The following is a 21,161-nucleotide window of genomic DNA, read 5'->3' on the forward strand; positions in this document are numbered from 1 at the left end:
TATAAAAAATATTAATATGAAACAATCTATTCTTTTAAAAAAGAAAAAACAATTTTTTCTAAATATATATGATTTAGGAATTATAAAATTTGGAAATTTTACATTAAAAAGTGGAATAAAATCTCCTATATATATAGATTTTAGACCAATAGCATCTAGGCCTAAATTATTAATAAAACTTTCAAAATTATTATTAGAATCAGTTCCATCTTCTGATTTCGAATTAATTTGTGGAGTTCCATATGCTGCATTACCTATAGCTACAGCACTTTCTTTAAAAACTAACATTCCGTTAATTATTAAAAGAAAAGAAAATAAAGGATATGGAACAAAAAAAATTATAGAAGGAATTTATAAAAAAGGACAAAATTGTCTTCTTATAGAAGATGTAATTACAAGTGGAGATAGTTTATTGAAAACCATAGAAGATTTAGAAAAAGAAGGTTTAATTATAAAAAATATAATATCAGTTTTTGATAGAGAACAAGGAGGCACAAATAATATAAAAAAAAAAGGATATAAAATACAATCATTATTTTATGTGCAAGAAATATTGAAAATTTTAGACAAAAAAAATATTTTAAATAAAAAAAATATACAAATGATTCACTTTTTTTTAAAAAAAAAAGAAAATAGGATTTTTTACAAACGAATCTCATATGAAAAAAAAAAAGAAAAAATATTTCATCCTATAGGAAAAAAACTCATAGATATAACATTGAAAAAAAAAACTAACCTTATTATATCTGCAGATTTAATTCAATCAAAAAAAATATTGAATTTAGTACAATCAACTGGAGATAAAATATGTGGAATTAAATTACATGCAGATATTATAAATGATTTTTCTTTTTCATTTATCGATTCTATTAAAAAAATATCTAAAGAAAAAAATTTTTTATTACTTGAAGATAAAAAATTGTGTGATATTAATTCAACTAATTTTCTTCAGATCCATTATGGATTACATAAAATTACATCTTGGGCAGATATAATTACGGTTCATTTAATTGCAGGACGTTCTAGTATTAATAATCTAAAAATACCTGATAATATAGGATTAATTACTATATCAGAAATGTCTTCATATGAACAATTAATAGATAATAATTACATTAGAAAATCTATAAATATTTCATTAAAAAATACAAAAGTAATTGGAACAGTAGCTAAAAGAAAAATAGATGATAGATTATTATTATTTACACCAGGAATTAATTTTTTAAAATCTAAAAATTATATACATCCTAATAAAGCATTCAAAGAAAATGGATGCGATTTTATTATAGTTGGAAGATCTATTTATCAATCTGATAGTCCAGAAAAAATGGCAGAAAAATATAGAAGTATAGCGTGGAAAGCTTATGAAGATGAAATTGAAAAATAAAATTATATAAATTATTAATTAATCATTTATAATAATGATGATTATAAAAATTTATTTAATTTGTAGCTATTTTATTTTTAACAATTATTATTTTATGAAATGGATTAATTCTTTAATAAGCTGTTTTATGATATTATTCAGCATAATTGATATATTAGGAAATGCTCCTATAATCATGGGATTTAAATCAAAAGGAAACATTATAGATACTAATAAAGTGATAATTACTTCTCTAATTATATTTATTTCTTTTTTATTTTTAGGACAACCTATGTTAAAAATTATAGGTGTTGATGTTCATTCTTTTTCTGTTGCAGGATCAATAGTATTATTTTTAATAGGATTAGAAATGATTTTAGGAGTTGATTTTCATAAAGTATCAGAAAATTCACAAACATCTATAGTTCCAATAGCATTTCCCCTTATTGCAGGTCCTGGATCTTTAACTACATTAATTTCATTAAGAACTACTTATGATTTAACAATAATTATTTTATCATTATTATTAAATATGATAGTTGTTTATTTTGTTATTGATAAATGTGATTTTATTGCTGAAAAAATTGGAAATAATGGATTAGATGTACTTAAAAAAATATTTGGAATTGTTTTATTAGCTTTTGCCGTAAAAATATTTGGTGCTAATGCTGGAAAATTAGTTTAATAAATTAATATTTTTTATTATGTCAATAAATATTTTATTAATAGATGATACTATATCTATATATGATACATGAAATTTAGACGATTTATAATCAAATATTATATATAATATAACATTTCTATGTATATATTGTTCCAATATTGATTTTTTATTTAAAAAAGAAGATTTAATTAATCTTCTAATTTTGTTTCTATGTACAGATTTTTTAATTCTTTTTTTTTTACTAAAACTCCTATTAAGTTAACCGTAAAATGTTCATTATGAGAAAAGATTTTTTCTATATAAAAAATGGCAAGTATAGGTTTTTTATATAAACGTTTTCCATAAATAAAAATTTTTTTAAATTTTATTTTTGTTATATTGTTTTTTTTACAAAATTTATTCATATTCTTTTATGAATTTTTCTAGTTTAAATACCATATTTTTTGGTCCACAAATAAATGGAATTCTTTGATGTAATTTACAAGGTTTTATATCTAATATTCTTTCATATCCATTAGAAGCTTTTCCTCCAGCCTGTTCTGTTAAAAATGCAATAGGATTACATTCATATAACAATCTTAATTTTCCATTAGGAGATAATTCTGTTTTAGGATAAATATATATTCCACCATGAATCATATTTCTATGAAAATCACTAACTAAAGATCCTATATATCTTGATGTATATAAATTGTTTTTATCTTTTTTTTGACAAAATTCTATAAATTTCTTAATTCCATTAGAAAATTTTTCATAATTTCCATTATTAATAGAATAAATATTTCCTTTTTTTGGAAAAGATATATAAGGATGAGATAAATAAAAAGTTCCAAATGAAGGATCTAAAGTAAATCCATGAACACCATTCCCTACACTATAAACTAATATTGTTGAAGATCCATATATAATGTATCCTGCAAGGATTTGCTTAATTCCTTTTTGTAAAAAATCATTTATTGTTACTTTTTTTTCACATGAATAATTTTTTTTAAATACAGAAAAAATAGTTCCAATAGGAACATTTACATCAATATTAGATGATCCATCAAGTGGATCTATTAAAACAATATATTGATCATTTAATGTATTTTTTTTTTTATTTATTATTATAATATCTTTGCTTTCTTCAGATGCTATTCCACAAACAACGTTTCTATGTTTAAAAGATTCTATAAATGTTTTGTGAGCAAAAAAATCTAATTTTTGTTGATTTTCACCCTGAATATTCATTTTTCCTGAACTACCTATATTTTTAGTTAATCCTACTTTATTTATTTCTTTATGAACTGATTTAGCTGCTAATTTTATAGAACTAAATAATCTTAGTAATGATTCTGTAGAATAAGGAAAATTATCCCTATTTTCTATAATAAATTCTCCTAATGTATACAATGGACTTAAAAAATTTTTTTTTTAAACAATATAAATATCTAATTTTTTTATTAAAAAAACATTAATAATCAACTTTTTATTGTTATAAATTTTATTTATATCATTCCTTTTATATATATTACTTTTTAATTTTTTTTTAATGAAATATATACAAGTACCATTAATATTTTTGTGGAGAACTTGGTTCTTTTTTATTAATCTATTTTTAGTTCCTTTGTGGGCAGGAGTTTCTATTCCTTTTCTTTTTAGAGAAAAAAATTATCATATTGTATATTGGTTTTATCAAATGTGGGCTAGAAGTAATTTATTTTTAATGGGATTTTGGTATGTTATAGAAAAAGATAAAGAAATATTAGATAATAATAAACAATATATAATTATTAGTAATCATACTTCTATTATAGACATAATGTTAATTTTTTCTATAATGAGAAATCATCCATTAGTTTTTGTAGGAAAATCAGAATTAGCTAAACTACCTTTTTTTGGTTTTGTATACAAAAAAACTAATATTCTTATAGATAGAAATAATTTATCTAGTTGTATTAAAGTACTTAAAAAAATACAAAATAAAATAGATTCTGGAAAAAGTATATGTATTTTTCCAGAAGGAAGAGTTTCTAATTCTTCAACATTGTTAAATCCATTCAAGGATGGAGCTTTTTTTATTGCTATAATAAATAAAATATCAATAATACCATTTACTATAGCAGATATAAAAAAAAAATTTCCAAATTTTTTTGTTATTAAAGGATGTCCTGGTAAAATAAGAGTTAAACAACATCATTCAATATCTACAAAAAATCTTTCATTAAAAGATAAAAATAATTTAAAAAAAAAGTGTTTTGATATAATCAAATATCAATTAAAAATATTTAATAATAAAAATGTAAATAAATGAAAAAATTTAAAAAATGATATTTTTTTTATGAATAAAAAAATTCACATTTATACAGATGGATCTTCAAAAGGTAATCCTGGACCAGGAGGTTATGGTATTTTTATTGAAACATTTTTTAAAAATCTTTATTATAGAAAAATTTTTTATGAAGGATATCGTTATACAACTAATAATAGAATGGAATTACTTGCTGTAATAACAGGATTAAAAAAAATAAATACAAAATATAATGTTACAGTATTTACTGATTCTAAATATATTGTTAATGCTGTAGAAGAAAAATGGATTTACAAGTGGAATAATAATAACTTTCTTAATAAAAAAAATGTAGATTTATGGAAAGAATTTTTAAAATTATTTTTATCAAATTCAATGATAATACATTGGGTAAAATCACACGATGATAATTATATAAATAATTATTGTGATCAATTGTCTGTTAAAGCATCTAAAAAAAAAAAATTAAAAGTTGATTACATATATGAAAAAACTTGTAGAAAAAAAATTTTTAATGAGAAAAAAATTTTTGTCTAATAATTTCGTATGTAATTATAGACATTGCACTATTTACATTTAAAGAATCTATATTTCCAAACATAGGTATTTTTATAATTTTAAAGGCTTTTTTCATCCATATATTAGATACACCTTTATTTTCTGATCCAAATACAATAGAAATATTAGAAATAGGAAAATTTACATCATATAAATTATTAGAATTATTTTTAAATCCTGATACAATAATTTGAAATTTATTTTTTTTCATCCAATATAAAACATATTCAATTTTTTCTATTATAATATTATTTGTAAATACAGATCCTAAACTACATCTAATTACATTAGGATTAAAAATATAAGTTTTTATATTACATAATATTACAATATCAAATTTAGCTGATTCTGCAATTCTTAATATTGCACCTAAATTACCAGGTTTTTCTATTCCATCTAAAATTAAAACTAAATAATTATTATAATCTTTTTTTATATTATAATTTTCTAATCTATTAAAAGGTTTTTCCTCAAATATTACAATAATTCCATCTGAATTATCTCTATAAGCTAATCTACGAAATTTTTTTATATTAATAATATTTACAATAGATCTATAATTTTTTATTAAATAAAATTGTGTAAATATCTTATTACAAATAAATATTTGTATTGGAATAAAATTACCTTTTATAGCCATTTTAAATTCTCTTATACCTTCTACTAAAAATTTTTTTTTTTTTTTCAATCTTTTTAACTTTATATCTGTGTGTAGAATATTATGTAATATTTTCATATTATATTTGAATTATGAGATTAGAAATAAACAGAAAAAATGATTTAAAATATATAAAGTTAGCTATAGAAAAATCAAAACTTTCTTTTTGTAAAAAAAAAAAGTAGGAGCAATAATAGTTAACAATAGTAATATTATTTCTTTTGGATATAATAAAAATCCAATTAAATATGAACATGAATGTGAAGATTATTATGGAAATACAAAATGGTATGTATTACATGCAGAAGCAAATGCAATATTAAGGTTAACATATTCATCAATAAATATATATAGTAAAAATTCACCATATACTACTATATATGTCACACATTCTCCATGTAAAGAATGTAGTAAATTAATATACCTTTCCAAAATTAAAAGAGTTGTATTTTTACATATAAAAAATAATAATGGATTAGATTTATTAAAAAAATTAAAAATAATAGTAAATCAAATTTTTTTAAAATAAAAAATATAAACAAAAACCCAAGTGGCGAAATAGGTATACGCATTGGATTCAAACTCCAACGATTTTATTATCATGCGGGTTCGATTCCCGCCTTGGGTACAAAAAATATACAATTTTTTATTTTTTTAAATCAAAATAAAAAATATCTTTGAGAAAGTGGTAATACTTTAGATGGTTTAGATTCAACTTTATTTCCGTTAATATAAACAGAATATGTTTTAGGATCTATTTCTATATTAGGAGTTTCTCCATTCAATATCATATCTTTTTTAGATAAATTACGACATCCTTTTATAGTTTTTATTTGTTTTTTTATTTCTTCTTTATTAAAAAAATCATTATTATTAATTGTATGAGAAGAAACGAATATACTACTTAATTTTGGGTCAAAATAACCAAACATTTTTCTATACATAAATGGTTGAGGACTAGGAATAGTTGCATTAGGATCTCCTACACAAGCATAAACAATCATTCCTCCTTTTATAACTAATTCAGGTTTTACTCCAAAAAATGATGGTTTCCATAAAACTAAATCAGCCATTTTCCCCGTATTAATAGATCCTACATAATTGGATATACCATGAGTAATAGATGGATTTATTGTATACTTGGAAATATATCGTTTTACTCTAAAATTATCATTGTTAATATCATCATTATTACTTGTTATTGATCCTATCTGATTTTTCATTTTATCAGCAGTTTGCCATGTTCTTCTAACTACTTCACCTATTCTTCCCATTGCTTGAGAATCTGAACTAACCATGCTAATAGCCCCCATATCATGTAAAACTCCTTCTGCACTAATTGTTTCAGATCTTATTCTAGATTTAGCAAAAGATATGTCTTCTGGTAAATTAGAATCTAAATGATGACAAATCATTAACATATCTAAATGTTCGTCTATGGTATTATGAGTATAAGGCATAGTAGGACTTGTAGAAGAAGGCAAAACATTAGTTTTAGATATAACTTTTAATAAATCAGGAGCATGTCCACCTCCAGCTCCTTCTGTATGATAAGTATGTATTGTTCTATTTTCAAACAATTTTATTGTATCTTCTATATAACCAGATTCATTCAATGAATCTGTATGGATATTAACTTGTATATCTAATTTTTCAGAAACCTCTAAACATTTATTAATAACACTAGGAGTACTTCCCCAATCTTCATGAATTTTTAAACCTCCAGCTCCTGCTTCAACTTGTTCTATTAAAGATTTATGATTAGAACTATTTCCATTAGCAAGAATAATAAAATTGATAGGAATATGATCCATATTTTTTAACATTTTTTGTATGTTCCAAACGCCTGAAGTACAATTTGTTGCTATACTTCCTGTAGCTGGACCAGATCCCCCCCCAATAATAGTAGTTGTTCCACTTTCTAATGCAACGTTAAATAATTGTGGACATATATAATGAACATGACTATCTACACTTCCAGCGGTAACAATTAAATTTTCTGATGAAATAACTTCAGTTCCTGTTCCTATATACATATTAGATTTAACTCCATCCATAAAATATGGATTACCTGATTTTCCTATACCTACAATAATTCCATTTTTTATTCCAATATCTGCTTTTACAATCCCCCAATAATCTATTATTATTGCATTAGTTAATACCAAATCTAATATTCCATCTTTATTTGTTGCAGTAGGATGTTGTCCCATTCCATCCCTAATAACCTTTCCTCCTCCAAAAACACATTCGTCTCCATAAGTAGTATAATCTTTTTCTATTTCAATCCACAAAGAAGTATCTCCTAAACGTATTTTATCTCCTTTTGTGGGCCCATACATGTTAGCGTAATCTTTTCTATTTACTTTCATATTAAGTATTTTTTTTTCCTGAAAATCCACGAATTTTTTTCATTCCTCCTATTTCTACAAGAATAATTTCTCTAGTTTCTCCAGGTTCAAATCTAGTAGATCTACCAGACATAATATCTAAACGATACCCTTTTGTTCCTTTTCTATCAAAAATAAGAGATAAATTTACTTCATAAAAATGAAAATGAGATCCTATTTGAATAGGTCTACTACCTATATTAGTAACTACTCTTTTTATACGATTTCTATTAGGTAATAATATAATTTCTTTATTCAACAAATTATATTGTCCTGGAATTATATTCGATTTTTTTTTAATTTTTTTTTTAATAGGATTATGTATAGTTACCAATTTTGTTCCATCAGGAAATGTTGCTTCTACCTGTATACTGTTTAATAACTCATATACTCCATCCATAACTTGTTCATCATTTAGTATATTTCCAGCTTCATGCATAAGATCTTTAACTTTTTTTCCATCTCTAGCTCCCTCCATAATATAATGAGTTATTAAAGCCAAAGATTCTGGATAATTTAATTTTAATCCTCTTTTTAGTCTGCTCTTAGCCAATTCTCCTGCCATATACAGAAGTATTTTTTCCTTTTCATAAGAAGTTAAGTGCATATATTTATTTTAAATTTTTAATTATTATATTCTAATAGTATTAAAAACATATACTAAAGTTATAAATATTATAAATAATTTATTTATACTATAAAAATTTTTATATACTTAAAATATACTAATTAAAATATACTAAAAATTGAGATTATAACTAAAAAAAACGTCTCTACTATAAATTATCATTATTTTTGTTATTGTTGAAACAACTACAGGAAAAATTGTAGAAAATAATTAAAAAATGCAAGTTTTAAAATTTGGAGGAAGTTCTGTTGCTCATTCTGATTCTATTAAACGTATTTGTTCTTTATTAAAAAAAAAACCTAAAGGAAAATATGTCATTGTTGTGTCTGCTTTGAGTAATATAACAGACCAATTAATACAATGTGGGTATTTTGCTTCTGAAAAAAAAAATTATTATAAAGATATAGTAGAAAAAATAGAAGCACGTCATATTAATATTATTAAAGAATTATTTCCAATTACTTATCAAAGTCATTTAATTAGTTGGATAAAAAAAAATATTAATGAATTAGAAAGTTTATGTGATGGAATTTATCAAGTAGAAGAACTATCAAAACGTTCTTTAGATAAAATAATGAGTTTTGGAGAATTAAGTTCTTCTTTTTTAATTTCTGAAAAATTAAAACAATATGGATTGGATGCTATATGTAAAGATAGTAGAGATTTGATTATTACTAATTCTAAGTTTGGATGTGCTCAAGTAGATTTTGTAATTAGTAATTATAGAATTAATAAATTTTTTAGAGAAAAGAAATCAGAATATATAGTATTTCCTGGATTTATAGGTTCTACAAAAAATAATGAAACTACTACTCTTGGAAGAGGTGGATCTGATTATACTGCATCTATTTTAGCAGCAGCTATATCTGCAAATTTACTTGAGATATGGACAGATGTTAGTGGTATGATGACTGCTAATCCTAAAATAGTTAATCAAGCTTTTCCAATTAAGGAAATTTCTTATGAAGAAGCTATGGAATTATCTCATTTTGGAGCTAAGGTTATTTATCCTCCTACAATTCAACCTGCTATGAAAAAACATATTCCTATACAAATTAAAAATACTTTTTCCCCATTAGATTCAGGTACTCTTATTTATATAAGCAAAAATATTAGTATTAGTCAACCTGTTACTGGAATTTCTGGAATTAAAAACATGTCTTTACTGACTTTAGAAGGGAGTGGAATGATAGGAATACCTGGTTATTCTAAAAGATTATTCGAAGCTTTATCAAGAGAAAAAATTAATGTAATATTTATAACTCAAAGTTCTTCAGAACATTCAATAACTACTGGAGTACATGATATAGATGTAAATAAATCAAAAAAAGCAATTGATAAAGAATTTTTTAGAGAAATACAACAAAAACGTGTAGATCCTATAATAATAGAAAAAAATTTGTGTATTATAGCAGTTGTAGGAGATAATATGAAAAATCTTCATGGTACTAGTGGAAAAATGTTTTCTTCTTTGGGAAGAAATAGTATAAATGTTAGAGCTATTGCACAAGGTTCTACAGAAAAAAATATATCAGCAGTTATTCGTAAAAAAGATTTTAAAAAAGCATTAAATACTTTACATGAAGCTTTTTTTGAAAGCCCTCCCAAACAAATTAATCTTTTTATTTGTGGAGTAGGTAAAGTAGGTAGTAAATTATTAGAACAAGTAGATCAACAACAAAATTACTTGTTAGAAGAATTAAAACTACAAGTTAGAGTTATAGGAATTGCTAATAGTAAAAAGATGTATTTTGATTATCATGGTATTGATTTATTTTATTGGGATAAATATCTTAATGAAAATGGAAATAAAATGAATGGTTATTCTTTTATGAAAGAAGTGTGTAATTTTAATTTGAGAAATAGTTTATTTGTAGATAATACAGCTAGTGAAGAAATGGCAATGATTTATGATAAATTTCTTAAGAATGGAATCGGAGTTATTACTTGTAATAAAATAGCATGTTCATCAAGTTATAATCATTATAAAAAACTTAAAATATTATCTAGACATTTTAAAGCTCCATTTTTATTTGAAACTAATGTTGGAGCTAGTTTACCTGTAATTAGTACATTAAATGATCTTATTAATAGTGGAGATAAAATAAATAAAATTGAGGCAGTTTTATCAGGAAGTTTAAATTTTATATTTAATAATTTTATAGGGAAAAAATCTTTTTTAGAAATAGTAAAAGAAGCTCATTCAAAAGGATTTACTGAACCAGATCCTAGAATTGATTTAAGTGGATTAGATGTTATGAGAAAAATACTTATTTTGGCAAGAGAATGCGGATCTCCATTAGAATTAAATGATATTTATCAAAAATCTTTTTTACCTAAAGATTGTTGTAATTCTATTTCTATAGAAGATTTTTATAAAAATTTATATAAATACAATAATTATTTTTTCAGAATAAGATACGAAGCAGAAAAAAATAACAAAAGATTACGTTTTATTGCACGTTATGAAAATGGAGGGGCTACAGTAGGATTAGAACATATTGATCAATATCATCCATTTTTTCAATTAGAAGGAAAAGATAATATGGTTTTGTATAATACATATCGTTATTCAGAACAACCTCTTATTATAAAAGGAGCAGGAGCTGGAGCTGAAGTAACTGCGTCTGGAGTTTTTTCAGATATTATTAAAGCAACTAAGTAAAACAAAATAAGGATTTTTATAAATTATTATGAATGCAATAAAAATATTTGCACCAGCTACAGTAGCTAATTTAGTATGTGGATTTGATATAATTGGATTAGCTTTGGATTATCCAAAAGATGAAATTTATTTATATAAATCTAATAATCCTGGAATACGAATCAATAAGATATATGGGCCATCTTTACCTAAAGATCCTAAAAAAAATTCTGCATTTGCAGCATTACAATTATTGTTAAATAAATATGAAAAATTAAATAAATTAAAAAATAATATAGGATTTGAAATGGAATTGATTAAAAATATTTATCCAGGAAGTGGTATTGGATCAAGTGCTGCTAGTTCTGCTGGTGTTGTTTTTGGAGCTAATATTTTATTAGGAAATCCTTTTAATACTATTCAATTAATTCGTTTTGCAATGGAAGGAGAAAGGGTAGCTAGTGGATCAGCTCACGCTGATAATGTAGCTCCTGCAATTATGGGTGGATTAACTTTAATAAGAAGTTATGATCCTTTAGATATTACTAAATTACATTCTCCTAATGAATTATGGGTTAGTATAATACATCCAGAAATAGAAATTAAAACCTCAGATGCTAGAAAAATTTTGAAAAAAAATATTTTAATGAAAGATGCTATTCAACAATGGGGAAATATTGGAGCATTAGTTGCTGGACTATATCAAGAAAATTATTCATTGATTAGCAGGTCTTTAGAAGATGTAATTGTAGAGCCTATAAGATCAACATTAATTCCATCTTTTTATGAATTAAAAGTTAAATGTAAAGAAATAGGAGCATTAGGAGGTGGTATTTCTGGATCAGGACCTTCCGTTTTTATGTTAAGTAAAGGAAATAAAATAGCAAAGAAAGTTACAAAAGTAATGAATGATATATATTCAACATTAAAAGTTGGATATAATACTTATACTTCTCCTATAAATCAAAAAGGATTAAAATGGAAAAAAATATAATGATTTTTTTTAAATAATAAAATTTTTTATGTTATATCATAGTATAAATAATAGTAAAAATTTGGTATCATTTGAAAATGCTGTATTAAATGGAATATCTCCAGATGGATCATTATATATTCCTCAATATATACCAAAATTAAATATTCTATCTAATAAAAAATTTTTTGATAGAGATGATAATTTAATAGCATTATCAGTAATAAAACCTTATCTAGGAAAAGATATCACAGATAATTGTATTTTCAATATTATTGATAATACTTTAAAATTTCCTTTTCCAATAAAAAAAATTCATGATAATATTTATACATTAGAATTATTTCATGGACCTACCTTAGCATTTAAGGATGTTGGAGCAAAATTCATGGCAGAATATTTAAATTTTATATCTAATAAAATAGGAAAAAAAATTACAGTATTAGTAGCTACATCTGGAGATACTGGAGGTGCTGTCGCTAAAGCTTTTTATAAAAAAAAAGGAATTGAAGTTATTATTTTATATCCACGTAATGGTATAAGTTCATTACAAGAAAAACAAATATCTTCTTTAGGACATAATATATTATCTTTAGAAATAGATGGTAATTTTGATAATTGTCAATATATAGTAAAAAAATCTTTCTTAGATAAAGAAATAAAAAAAAAATATATTTTAACATCTGCTAATTCTATTAATATAGCAAGATTGTTGCCACAAATGTTTTATTATTTTATATCTTATAAAAATATAATTAAAAAAATTAAAGATATTTCTGAATTAGTTTTTTCAGTTCCTAGTGGAAATTTTGGAAATATTTGTGCAGGTATGATGGCAGAAAAAATGGGATTACCAATAAAATTTTTTATTGCTTCTACTAATATTAATGATACTATACCTAGATTTTTATCTACTAATAAGTATGACCCTATGGTTACAAAAAAAACAATATCAAATGCAATGGATATTTCTAATCCTAGTAATTTTCCAAGAATATGGAATTTTTTATATAAAAAAAATTTTATACAAATAAAGAAAAAATTATATTCTTATTCATTTACAGATAGTGAAACTTTATCTACTATAATAGATGTTTACAACAATTATAAATATATTATGGATCCACATGGGGCTATTGGATATTTAGGTATTTCACGACATTCAAATAAAAAATTAAAATCTTCTTGTATTTATATTTTTTTAGAAACAGCTCATCCTTTTAAATTTTTAGAAAATATGCCATGTAGTATTCGTAAAAATATTTCTAAAAATAAAAATATTATGGAAATGTTAAATAATAGAAAAATAAAAAAAATATCTATAAAAAATAATTTTGATCAATTTAAAAGTTGGTTATTAGAAAATAAATAATATTAATTTATTTTAAATTAATAATAAACTAAACGGCAACATCACCTTTAATATGAGAATGAGGATTATAATTTTTTAATTTAAAATCTTTAAAAGAATATTCAAATATATTTTTTATTGATGGATTAATAATAATTGTTGGAAGTTTTTTAGGTTTTCTATTTATCTGTTTTTTAACTTGATTTATATGATTAATATAAATATGAGCATCTCCTATAACATGTATTAATTCTTTTACTTTCAATTCAAGAACATTAGATAACATAATAATTAGCAATGAATAAGAAGCAATATTGAAAGGCAATCCTAAAAAAATGTCAGCACTTCTTTGATATAATTGTAATGATAATTCTTTATTTATAATATAAACTTGAAATAGTAAATGACATGGAGGAATAGACATTTTATCAATCATACCTACGTTCCATGAAGATACAATTAATCTTCTTGAATTTGGATTAGATTTTATTTTTTTTACAAGATTATTTATTTGATCAATATGAGAATTATCATAAGTAGGCCATTTTCTCCATTGAAATCCATATATTGGACCAAGATCCCCATTATTATCAGCCCATTCATTCCAAATAGAAACTTTATTATTTATTAAATATTTTATATTAGTACATCCTTTTAAGAACCATAATAATTCATAAATAATTGATTTTATATCTAATTTTTTAGTAGTAAGAAGAGGAAATCCTTTTCTTAAATCAAATCTCATTTGATATCCAAATACACTAATCGTTTCTATACCAGTTCTATTTTTTTTTTTTTACCATTTTTTAAAACATATTTTAACAAATCTATATATTGTTTCATAAATAAATGATTTTGTTTGAGATTTACTTTTTATTTAACTTAATTTAATAAAGTATTTTTGCATAAAAAAATGTAAATATGACTATGAGTCAAAAAGTTCTCTTTTTTTCTACAAAAAGTGGGTTTAAATTGTCAAAGGATATAGCACATTATTATGGAAGTTTTTTAGGTAAAATAAAACTTTTAAAATTTAGTGATGGAGAATATATACCTCATTTTGAACAATCTGTTAGAGGATGTAATGTATTCTTAATAGGGTCTACATTTCCTCCGGTAGATAATTTAATGGAATTACTACTTATGTGCGACGCAGCTAAAAGAGCATCGGCTTATAGTATTACATTAGTAATCCCATATTTTGGTTGGGCTAGACAAGATCATAAAGATCAACCTAGAACACCTATTGCAGCAAAACTTATAGCAAATTTAATTACAGCATCAGGCGCTTCTAGAGTAATGACAATGGATTTACATGCAGATCAAATTCAAGGATTTTTTGACATACCTGTAGATCACTTATATGCATCAAGAATTTTTATTAATTATATTAAAAAAAAATTAAATATAGATAAGTTAACAATTGCTTCTCCAGATATGGGTGGAGCAAAAAGAGCTAGAAGTTATGCAGGATATTTAGGAACAGATGTTGTAGTATGTTATAAAGAAAGAAAAAAAGCAAATGAAATAGAATTTATGAACCTTATAGGAAATGTTAAAAATAGAAATATTATACTTATAGATGATATGGTTGATACAGCAGGAACTTTAACAGAAGCTGCTGAATTAATAAAAAAAAATGGAGCAAAAAGTGTAAGTGCAATAGCTACACATCCTGTTTTATCAGGAAATTCTTATGAAAAAATTACTAATTCTTATATAGAAGAATTAGTAGTAACAGATACTATTCCAATAAAACAAAAATATAATAAAAAAATTAAAGTTTTATCTTGCGCACCTTTATTTGCTGAGGTAATGCATTCTATACAAAAAGATGAATCTATTAGTAGTAAATTTTTTATTTAAATATTAAAAAATATAATGAAATATATAACTATATATGGGGAAAAAAGAAATATTGTAAAAAAATGTATACGATCAAATAATAAAATTCCATGTATTTTGTATGGAAAAAATATAAATATTCCATTTTTTTCTTCATTAGAAGAAATAAAAAAAATAGTTTTTAATAAAAAAATATGTGGTGTTATTATAAAATTGAAAATAAATGATAATCAATATAATAATATAAAAGCAATTCATAAAGAAATACAATTTGATCCTGTAAAAGATAATATTTTACATGTAGATTTTTATAAAATTGAGGAATCAACCCCTATTATTTTACATATTCCTATAATATTTATAGGAAGACCTATTGGAGTATCAAAAGGAGGAGAATGTTTTATTCCAATAAAAAAATTAAAAATAAAAGTATTTCCAATAAATATTCCAGAATATATAAAAATAGATATAAATCATTTAGATATTGGAAATAAAATAATAATAAAAGATTTAAAAAAAGAAAATTATACTATATTACATTCTTATAATACTTTATTAGTAAAAATAAAAAAGTCTAGAAAATCAAATATTTCTCAAAATGAGGATAATAATGTAAAAGAAAAAGATGATAAAAAAATAGATAAAAAAATAATAAATAAAAAAAATTAATGTCTATTAAAGATTTTCATTTTATGAAAATAGCATTGAAAGAAGCTATTAATGCCTTTAAAATCAATGAAGTACCTATAGGTGCAGTTATAACTTATAATAACATAGTTATAGCAAAAACACATAATTTAACTGAAACTTTAAATAATATAACTGCACATGCAGAAATTTTGGCAATAAAAAAAGCATCTAGTTTTTTAAATAAAAAATATATAAAAAAATGTACTATATATGTTACATTAGAACCATGTATAATGTGTGCTGGAGCTTTATATTTATCCAAAATAGGAAAAATTGTTTGTGGAGCACCTAATAATAATTCTAAAGGATTTTTATATTATGGAATTAAATTACATCCAGATACAATATATATTTCTGGTATACTAAAAAATCAATGTAAATTTTTAATACAAGATTTTTTTTTCTTTAAAAGAATTAACAAAAAATATAATCATAATATATTTAGTTATTAAATAAATATTTTTTTTTTATATATTCTTAATTTTAATATTATTGGAATCATTGTTGTTACTATAATTAATAGAATTATCCATTCTAAATGATTTTTTAATTCAGGAAAATTTTTATCTAAATAATGTCCAGATAACATAATAGAAAAAGTCCAAATAATTGCTCCTATAATATTATATATCATAAATTTTTTAAAATTAACTCTTATAGCTCCTGCTATAATAGGTGCAAAAGATCGAAACATAGGTAAAAAACGACTGATAATTAATGCTGTAGTTTTATATCTATTATAAAATAATTTTGCTAGAATCAAATGTTTTTTTTTAAAGAAAAAGGAATCTTTTTTTTCATAAAGTAGTTTTCCAGATTTATATCCTAACCAATATCCTTGTATATTTCCAAGAATAGCAACTAATGCAACAATTAATATTATTACAAAAAAAGGCACATTATAAAAATTTTTACATAAGTCTTCTCCAAAAATACCTGCAGTAAATAATAATGAATCACCTGGAAGTAAAAATCCAATAAAAAAACCAGTTTCTGCAAAAACTATTGCCAATAAAATAAAAATAGCAGTTTTTCCACAATATAAAAAAATCCATCTAGGATTAAATAAATGTTGAAAAAAATTCCAAAAATCTATATGATTTTTTTGATGAAACAAAAAATTGAAAATTTCCATTTTTTTCTATTTTTTTTCTATTTTAGAAAACAGAATTAAATATTTAAAATATATTATATTTTTATACATATTATAAATTTATTAATACCAAATTAAAATATATATTTTTTATTATGAAGTGTTTATTTAAAATTATTAATATTTTAGGATGGATTCCTAATATACTTTTTGTAACAATAGGTTTTATATTTATAGTATTTTGGATGTATAAAATATTATATAATAAATAATATAAAATATACAATAAATCAAATAAAAAAATTTTGAAACAATAATATATAGTGGAAAATAATATTAAAAGTTTGATATTATTCGATGAAATAGCTTATAAAGAATTACAAAAATATTTGCTATATGAAGTTTTTTCTGTTAAAGAAATATTTATTTTGGTAGATGATTTAACAAAAAAATATTGTCTTCCTATACTTATAGATAAAATAAATTTTCTAAAAAAATCGAATATAATTCAAATTTCTCATGGAGAAAAAGAAAAAAATATATATACATGCATTAAAATATTTAAAGAAATAGAAAAATATAATAGTACCAGAAATAGTATAATAATTAATTTAGGTGGAGGAGTAATAACAGATATAGGAGGATTTGTAGCATCTATATTTAAACGTGGTATTCGTTTTATAAATATTCCTACAACTTTATTAGGAATGGTAGATGCTGCAATAGGATATAAAACAGGTGTTAATTTAGATAATATAAAAAATGAATTAGGATTATTTTCTTATCCAAAAATATTAATTATAGACTCTAATTATATACAAACTCTTAACAAAAAAGAAATTCTTTCTGGAATAGCAGAAATGTTTAAACATGGAATAATAGCAAACAAACATTTTTGGAATGAAATGAAAAAAAACTATTCAAATATAATAAGCAAAAATATCACTAAAAAAAAATTAATTCAATTAATTTCTAAATCTATAGAAATAAAACAAAAAATAGTAGATAAAGATCCTAAAGAAAAAGGATTAAGAAAAATTCTTAATTTTGGTCATACTATTGGACATGCTTTGGAGAGTTTATTTTTAAATAAAAAAAATATAATAAATCATGGTATAGCTGTAGCAAATGGAATAATTCGTGAATCATGGATTTCTTGTAAAGATTATGGATTATCTTATGATAATTATAAAGAAATTAAACAAATATTATATTCTATATATCCAATAATAAAAAACGATTTTTCCAATTATGAAATAAAAAAATTATTTAATATTATGCAACATGATAAAAAAAATGAAAAAGAAAAAATTCAATTTTCATTGATAAATCACATCGGAAATTGTTCATATAATTGTGTTATTAACAATGAAATAATAAAGAAAAGTTTTACTGAAATAATATAAATTTAAATTTTTTATAGTTTTATTGATATTCTTGTTTATATTGAAAAAATTTCAAAATACAAAAAATGAGTGAAGGAGAAAAATTGATATCAATCAACATAGAAGATGAAATGAAATCGTCTTACATAGATTATTCTATGTCAGTTATTGTATCTAGAGCTCTTCCTGATGTAAGAGATGGATTAAAACCTGTTCATAGAAGAGTTCTTTATGGTATGTATCAATTAGGAATTCTATCTAATGGTCCTTATAAAAAATCTGCACGTATTGTAGGTGAAGTATTAGGAAAATATCATCCTCATGGAGATGTATCAGTATATGATACTATGGTACGTATGGCTCAAAAATGGACATTACGTTATCCACTAATAGATGGACAAGGAAATTTTGGTTCTTTAGATTCTGATCCTCCAGCTGCTATGCGTTACACAGAAGTTAAAATGAATAAAATATCTGAAGAAATGTTAACAGATATTAAAAAAAATACAGTGGATATGCAATTTAATTTTGATGATTCTTTAGAAGAACCTAAAGTATTGCCGACAAAAATACCAAATTTATTAATTAATGGAGCATCTGGTATAGCTGTAGGAATGGCGACAAATATTCCTCCTCATAATTTAAAAGAAACTGTAGATGCAATTTGTGCATACATAGATAGCGATAATAATCTTTCTATAGATCAAATAATTAAATATATAAAAGCACCTGATTTTCCTACTGGAGGAATCATTTATGGATATTCTGGAGTTAAAAATTCTTTCTATACAGGAAAAGGAAAAATTGTATTACGAGCTAAAGTACATATAGAAGAAGTACATGGAAGAAAATCCATTATTGTTGATGAAATTCCATATCAAGTAAATAAATCTGATATGATATCCAAAACTGTAAATTTAATAAAAAATGGTAAAATAGATGGTATATATCAAATTCGTGATGAATCTGATCGTAATGGATTACGTATTGTTTATATTCTTAAACATAAGATAAATCCAAATATTTTATTAAACAAATTATTTAAACAAACATCTTTACAAACTTATTTTAATGTTAATACTATAGCGTTAGTAAACGGAAAACCTGCTAAGCTAAATATAAAAGATATTATTCAAAATTTTTTGAATCATAGACACGATATAATTATTCGTAGAACTAAATATGAATTAAAAAAATGCGAAAATCGTATTCATATTTTAGAAGGGTTCTTAAAAATATTAGGACATATAAATATTTTAATTAAAACTATTAAAAACTCTATAAATAGAAATGATGCTCATAAAAAATTAATTGATAAATTTGAATTATCTAAAAATCAGTCATTATCTATTTTAGATCTTAGATTACAAAATCTTACTTCATTAGAACAAAAAAAAGTTAAACAAGAGTATGAAAAAATAAAAAAAGAAATTATTTATTTAAAAAAAATTTTAAATAAATATTATATAAGAACTGAAATTATTAAGAAAGAACTTTTAGATATAAAGAAAAAATATAAAGATGATAGACGTACTTATATAGATTATTCAGGTGATGAAAAAAATATACAAATAGAAGACTTAATTGAAAATGAACAAGTTGTACTAACTATTTCTCATGCTGGATATATTAAAAGGACTTCTTTATCGGAATATAAACGTCAAGGTAGAGGAGGTATAGGAAACAGAGGTGCTGTAGCTAGAACATATGATTTTTTTAAACATTTATTAATAGCAACTAATCATCAATATTTGCTTCTTTTTACAGAAAAAGGAAAATGTTTTTGGTTAAGAGTATATGAAATTCCAGAAGGATCAAAAACATCTAAAGGAAGAGCCATACAAAATATTATTAATCTTCATAAAAATGACCGAGTTAATGCTTATGTTTTAACAGAAAATCTTACAGATAAAAATTATGTAAATAATTATTATGTAATAATGATAACTAAAAAAGGAATTATAAAAAAAACATCCTTAGAATGTTATTCTAGACCTAGAAAATATGGAATTAATGCTATTGTTATTAGAAAAGGAGATTCATTATTAGAAGCTGTTCTAACTAAAGGTAATAGTCATATTTTTATTGCATCAAAAAAAGGTAGGGTTATTCGTTTTTTAGAAAAAAATGTTAGATCAACTGGTAGAAATTCTTCAGGAGTAATAGGTATTAGTTTTACTAATAAAAAAGATGTTGTTATTGGTATGATATGTGTGGAAGATAATATAAAAGAAAAAGGAAATTTATTAGTTGTTTCTGAAAATGGATTTGGAAAAAGATCTAGATTAAAAGATTATAGATTAACTAATAGAGGAGGTAAAGGTATTAAAACTATAAATATTACAGATAAAACAGGTAATTTATTTTCTGTAAAATATGTTAATAAACAAGAAGATTTAATGATTATTAAAAAATCAGGAATAATGATACGAATTTCAATATCAGATATAAGAATAATGGGAAGATCAACACAAGGAGTCCGTTTAATTAATTTAAAAAGTGATGATTACATAGCTGATGTTGCAAAAGTACATGAATATCGAATATAATAAAAAAAAATTCAATATTTTATCTATATAAATTTATTTTTTTTATTCATTATTAAAAATTTGATTTTATTTCT

The 21,161-nt window shown here is 22.6% G+C and carries 20 protein-coding genes, 1 tRNA gene and 1 pseudogene; 14 read left to right on the forward strand and 8 right to left on the reverse strand.

Annotated features, from left to right (window positions below; all coding sequences use genetic code 11):
• Window positions 1-16: 16 nt before the first annotated feature.
• Together pyrE and H0H39_RS00580 are read left to right on the forward strand one after the other, a co-directional pair.
• Window positions 17-1,387, forward strand: coding sequence for an orotate phosphoribosyltransferase (gene pyrE / locus H0H39_RS00575; protein ID WP_185877467.1), 1,371 nt, complete (start codon window positions 17-19; stop codon window positions 1,385-1,387).
• A gap of 94 nt (window positions 1,388-1,481) precedes the next feature.
• Window positions 1,482-2,051 (forward strand): MarC family protein, encoded by a 570-nt coding sequence (locus H0H39_RS00580; RefSeq protein ID WP_185877468.1) that lies wholly within the window; start codon window positions 1,482-1,484, stop codon window positions 2,049-2,051.
• Here H0H39_RS00580 and H0H39_RS02975 read toward each other — a convergent pair.
• Genes H0H39_RS02975 through fbp form a run of 3 tightly spaced genes read right to left on the reverse strand, consistent with a single transcriptional unit; the run spans window position 2,043 to window position 3,425 of the window.
• On the reverse strand, window positions 2,043-2,261 hold the full coding sequence (locus tag H0H39_RS02975; RefSeq protein WP_185877619.1) for a hypothetical protein: 219 nt from the start codon (window positions 2,259-2,261) through the stop codon (window positions 2,043-2,045). The genes H0H39_RS00580 and H0H39_RS02975 overlap by 9 nt on opposite strands.
• Complete coding sequence (locus tag H0H39_RS00590) at window positions 2,222-2,437, reverse strand: hypothetical protein (protein WP_185877469.1); 216 nt, start codon at window positions 2,435-2,437, stop codon at window positions 2,222-2,224. The genes H0H39_RS02975 and H0H39_RS00590 overlap by 40 nt, the downstream gene beginning before the upstream one ends.
• Entirely contained in the window at window positions 2,430-3,425 is a 996-nt protein-coding gene (gene fbp, locus H0H39_RS00595) for a class 1 fructose-bisphosphatase (RefSeq protein ID WP_185877470.1), read from the reverse strand. Before fbp ends, H0H39_RS00590 begins: the two co-directional genes overlap by 8 nt.
• A gap of 139 nt (window positions 3,426-3,564) precedes the next feature.
• Here fbp and H0H39_RS00600 point away from each other — a divergent pair, with 139 nt between their 5' ends.
• Together H0H39_RS00600 and H0H39_RS00605 are read left to right on the forward strand one after the other, a co-directional pair.
• Window positions 3,565-4,326 (forward strand): lysophospholipid acyltransferase family protein, encoded by a 762-nt coding sequence (locus H0H39_RS00600; protein WP_185877471.1) that lies wholly within the window; start codon window positions 3,565-3,567, stop codon window positions 4,324-4,326.
• Window positions 4,327-4,353: 27 nt separating this feature from the next.
• Window positions 4,354-4,860, forward strand: a complete 507-nt coding sequence (locus H0H39_RS00605; RefSeq protein ID WP_185877472.1) for a ribonuclease HI — start codon at window positions 4,354-4,356, stop codon at window positions 4,858-4,860.
• Here H0H39_RS00605 and H0H39_RS00610 read toward each other — a convergent pair.
• Window positions 4,835-5,617 carry a TrmH family RNA methyltransferase gene (locus tag H0H39_RS00610; RefSeq protein WP_185877473.1) on the reverse strand — a complete coding sequence of 261 codons (783 nt, stop codon included), beginning with the start codon at window positions 5,615-5,617 and terminating at the stop codon, window positions 4,835-4,837. The two genes, H0H39_RS00605 and H0H39_RS00610, sit on opposite strands and share 26 nt — an antisense overlap.
• Before the next feature lie 136 nt (window positions 5,618-5,753).
• Between H0H39_RS00610 and H0H39_RS00615 the strand changes: the two genes are divergently transcribed.
• Window positions 5,754-6,068: a deaminase gene (locus H0H39_RS00615; RefSeq protein ID WP_317167099.1), complete on the forward strand. Its 315-nt coding sequence runs from the start codon at window positions 5,754-5,756 to the stop codon at window positions 6,066-6,068.
• Window positions 6,069-6,083: 15 nt separating this feature from the next.
• A tRNA-Leu gene (locus tag H0H39_RS00620) sits at window positions 6,084-6,167 on the forward strand.
• A gap of 31 nt (window positions 6,168-6,198) precedes the next feature.
• On the opposite strand, the gene ureC is transcribed toward H0H39_RS00620, so the two are convergent.
• Both ureC and H0H39_RS00630 read right to left on the reverse strand, forming a co-directional pair.
• Entirely contained in the window at window positions 6,199-7,911 is a 1,713-nt protein-coding gene (gene ureC / locus H0H39_RS00625) for an urease subunit alpha (protein ID WP_185877474.1), read from the reverse strand.
• 1 nt (window position 7,912) lies between these two features.
• Window positions 7,913-8,536 (reverse strand): urease subunit gamma, encoded by a 624-nt coding sequence (locus H0H39_RS00630; protein ID WP_185877475.1) that lies wholly within the window; start codon window positions 8,534-8,536, stop codon window positions 7,913-7,915.
• 238 nt (window positions 8,537-8,774) lie between these two features.
• Here H0H39_RS00630 and thrA point away from each other — a divergent pair, with 238 nt between their 5' ends.
• From thrA to thrC, 3 genes are read left to right on the forward strand one after another with little or no spacing between them, the layout of a single operon-like run.
• Window positions 8,775-11,222: a bifunctional aspartate kinase/homoserine dehydrogenase I gene (thrA, locus tag H0H39_RS00635; RefSeq protein WP_185877476.1), complete on the forward strand. Its 2,448-nt coding sequence runs from the start codon at window positions 8,775-8,777 to the stop codon at window positions 11,220-11,222.
• Between the two features lie 28 nt (window positions 11,223-11,250).
• Window positions 11,251-12,195 carry a homoserine kinase gene (locus tag H0H39_RS00640; RefSeq protein ID WP_185877477.1) on the forward strand — a complete coding sequence of 315 codons (945 nt, stop codon included), beginning with the start codon at window positions 11,251-11,253 and terminating at the stop codon, window positions 12,193-12,195.
• Window positions 12,196-12,223: 28 nt separating this feature from the next.
• Window positions 12,224-13,546 carry a threonine synthase gene (thrC, locus tag H0H39_RS00645; RefSeq protein ID WP_185877478.1) on the forward strand — a complete coding sequence of 441 codons (1,323 nt, stop codon included), beginning with the start codon at window positions 12,224-12,226 and terminating at the stop codon, window positions 13,544-13,546.
• Window positions 13,547-13,574: 28 nt separating this feature from the next.
• Here thrC and H0H39_RS00650 read toward each other — a convergent pair.
• Window positions 13,575-14,368: pseudogene (locus H0H39_RS00650) on the reverse strand (thymidylate synthase).
• An 84-nt stretch (window positions 14,369-14,452) separates the two neighbouring features.
• Between H0H39_RS00650 and H0H39_RS00655 the strand changes: the two are divergent.
• From H0H39_RS00655 to H0H39_RS00665, 3 genes are read left to right on the forward strand one after another with little or no spacing between them, the layout of a single operon-like run.
• Window positions 14,453-15,391, forward strand: a complete 939-nt coding sequence (locus tag H0H39_RS00655; protein WP_185877620.1) for a ribose-phosphate diphosphokinase — start codon at window positions 14,453-14,455, stop codon at window positions 15,389-15,391.
• Window positions 15,392-15,406: 15 nt separating this feature from the next.
• Complete coding sequence (locus H0H39_RS00660; protein WP_185877479.1) at window positions 15,407-16,039, forward strand: 50S ribosomal protein L25; 633 nt, start codon at window positions 15,407-15,409, stop codon at window positions 16,037-16,039.
• Window positions 16,039-16,512 (forward strand): nucleoside deaminase, encoded by a 474-nt coding sequence (locus H0H39_RS00665; RefSeq protein WP_238785655.1) that lies wholly within the window; start codon window positions 16,039-16,041, stop codon window positions 16,510-16,512. Before H0H39_RS00660 ends, H0H39_RS00665 begins: the two co-directional genes overlap by 1 nt.
• On the opposite strand, the gene H0H39_RS00670 is transcribed toward H0H39_RS00665, so the two are convergent.
• Window positions 16,509-17,195 (reverse strand): DedA family protein, encoded by a 687-nt coding sequence (locus H0H39_RS00670; protein ID WP_185877480.1) that lies wholly within the window; start codon window positions 17,193-17,195, stop codon window positions 16,509-16,511. The genes H0H39_RS00665 and H0H39_RS00670 overlap by 4 nt on opposite strands.
• A 302-nt stretch (window positions 17,196-17,497) precedes the next feature.
• Between H0H39_RS00670 and aroB the strand changes: the two genes are divergently transcribed.
• Entirely contained in the window at window positions 17,498-18,559 is a 1,062-nt protein-coding gene (aroB, locus tag H0H39_RS00675) for a 3-dehydroquinate synthase (RefSeq protein WP_238785656.1), read from the forward strand.
• Between the two features lie 65 nt (window positions 18,560-18,624).
• Window positions 18,625-21,087 carry a DNA gyrase subunit A gene (gyrA, locus tag H0H39_RS00680; RefSeq protein ID WP_185877482.1) on the forward strand — a complete coding sequence of 821 codons (2,463 nt, stop codon included), beginning with the start codon at window positions 18,625-18,627 and terminating at the stop codon, window positions 21,085-21,087.
• Window positions 21,088-21,161: the final 74 nt, after the last annotated feature.

This window comes from Blattabacterium cuenoti (assembly GCF_014252315.1).
Classification (GTDB): domain Bacteria; phylum Bacteroidota; class Bacteroidia; order Flavobacteriales; family Blattabacteriaceae; genus Blattabacterium; species Blattabacterium cuenoti_AI.

What these genes read in the sequence shown, in the direction of transcription:
- pyrE (WP_185877467.1), top strand. Translation starts at nt 17, where the DNA reads ATGAAACAATCTATTCTTTTAAAAAAGAAAAAACAATTTTTTCTAAAT.
- H0H39_RS00580 (WP_185877468.1), top strand. Translation starts at nt 1,482, where the DNA reads ATGAAATGGATTAATTCTTTAATAAGCTGTTTTATGATATTATTCAGC.
- H0H39_RS00590 (WP_185877469.1), bottom strand. Translation starts at nt 2,437, where the DNA reads ATGAATAAATTTTGTAAAAAAAACAATATAACAAAAATAAAATTTAAA.
- H0H39_RS00600 (WP_185877471.1), top strand. Translation starts at nt 3,565, where the DNA reads ATGAAATATATACAAGTACCATTAATATTTTTGTGGAGAACTTGGTTC.
- H0H39_RS00605 (WP_185877472.1), top strand. Translation starts at nt 4,354, where the DNA reads ATGAATAAAAAAATTCACATTTATACAGATGGATCTTCAAAAGGTAAT.
- H0H39_RS00610 (WP_185877473.1), bottom strand. Translation starts at nt 5,617, where the DNA reads ATGAAAATATTACATAATATTCTACACACAGATATAAAGTTAAAAAGA.
- ureC (WP_185877474.1), bottom strand. Translation starts at nt 7,911, where the DNA reads ATGAAAGTAAATAGAAAAGATTACGCTAACATGTATGGGCCCACAAAA.
- H0H39_RS00630 (WP_185877475.1), bottom strand. Translation starts at nt 8,536, where the DNA reads ATGCACTTAACTTCTTATGAAAAGGAAAAAATACTTCTGTATATGGCA.
- thrA (WP_185877476.1), top strand. Translation starts at nt 8,775, where the DNA reads ATGCAAGTTTTAAAATTTGGAGGAAGTTCTGTTGCTCATTCTGATTCT.
- H0H39_RS00640 (WP_185877477.1), top strand. Translation starts at nt 11,251, where the DNA reads ATGAATGCAATAAAAATATTTGCACCAGCTACAGTAGCTAATTTAGTA.
- thrC (WP_185877478.1), top strand. Translation starts at nt 12,224, where the DNA reads ATGTTATATCATAGTATAAATAATAGTAAAAATTTGGTATCATTTGAA.
- H0H39_RS00655 (WP_185877620.1), top strand. Translation starts at nt 14,453, where the DNA reads ATGAGTCAAAAAGTTCTCTTTTTTTCTACAAAAAGTGGGTTTAAATTG.
- H0H39_RS00660 (WP_185877479.1), top strand. Translation starts at nt 15,407, where the DNA reads ATGAAATATATAACTATATATGGGGAAAAAAGAAATATTGTAAAAAAA.
- H0H39_RS00665 (WP_238785655.1), top strand. Translation starts at nt 16,039, where the DNA reads ATGTCTATTAAAGATTTTCATTTTATGAAAATAGCATTGAAAGAAGCT.
- H0H39_RS00670 (WP_185877480.1), bottom strand. Translation starts at nt 17,195, where the DNA reads ATGGAAATTTTCAATTTTTTGTTTCATCAAAAAAATCATATAGATTTT.
- gyrA (WP_185877482.1), top strand. Translation starts at nt 18,625, where the DNA reads ATGAGTGAAGGAGAAAAATTGATATCAATCAACATAGAAGATGAAATG.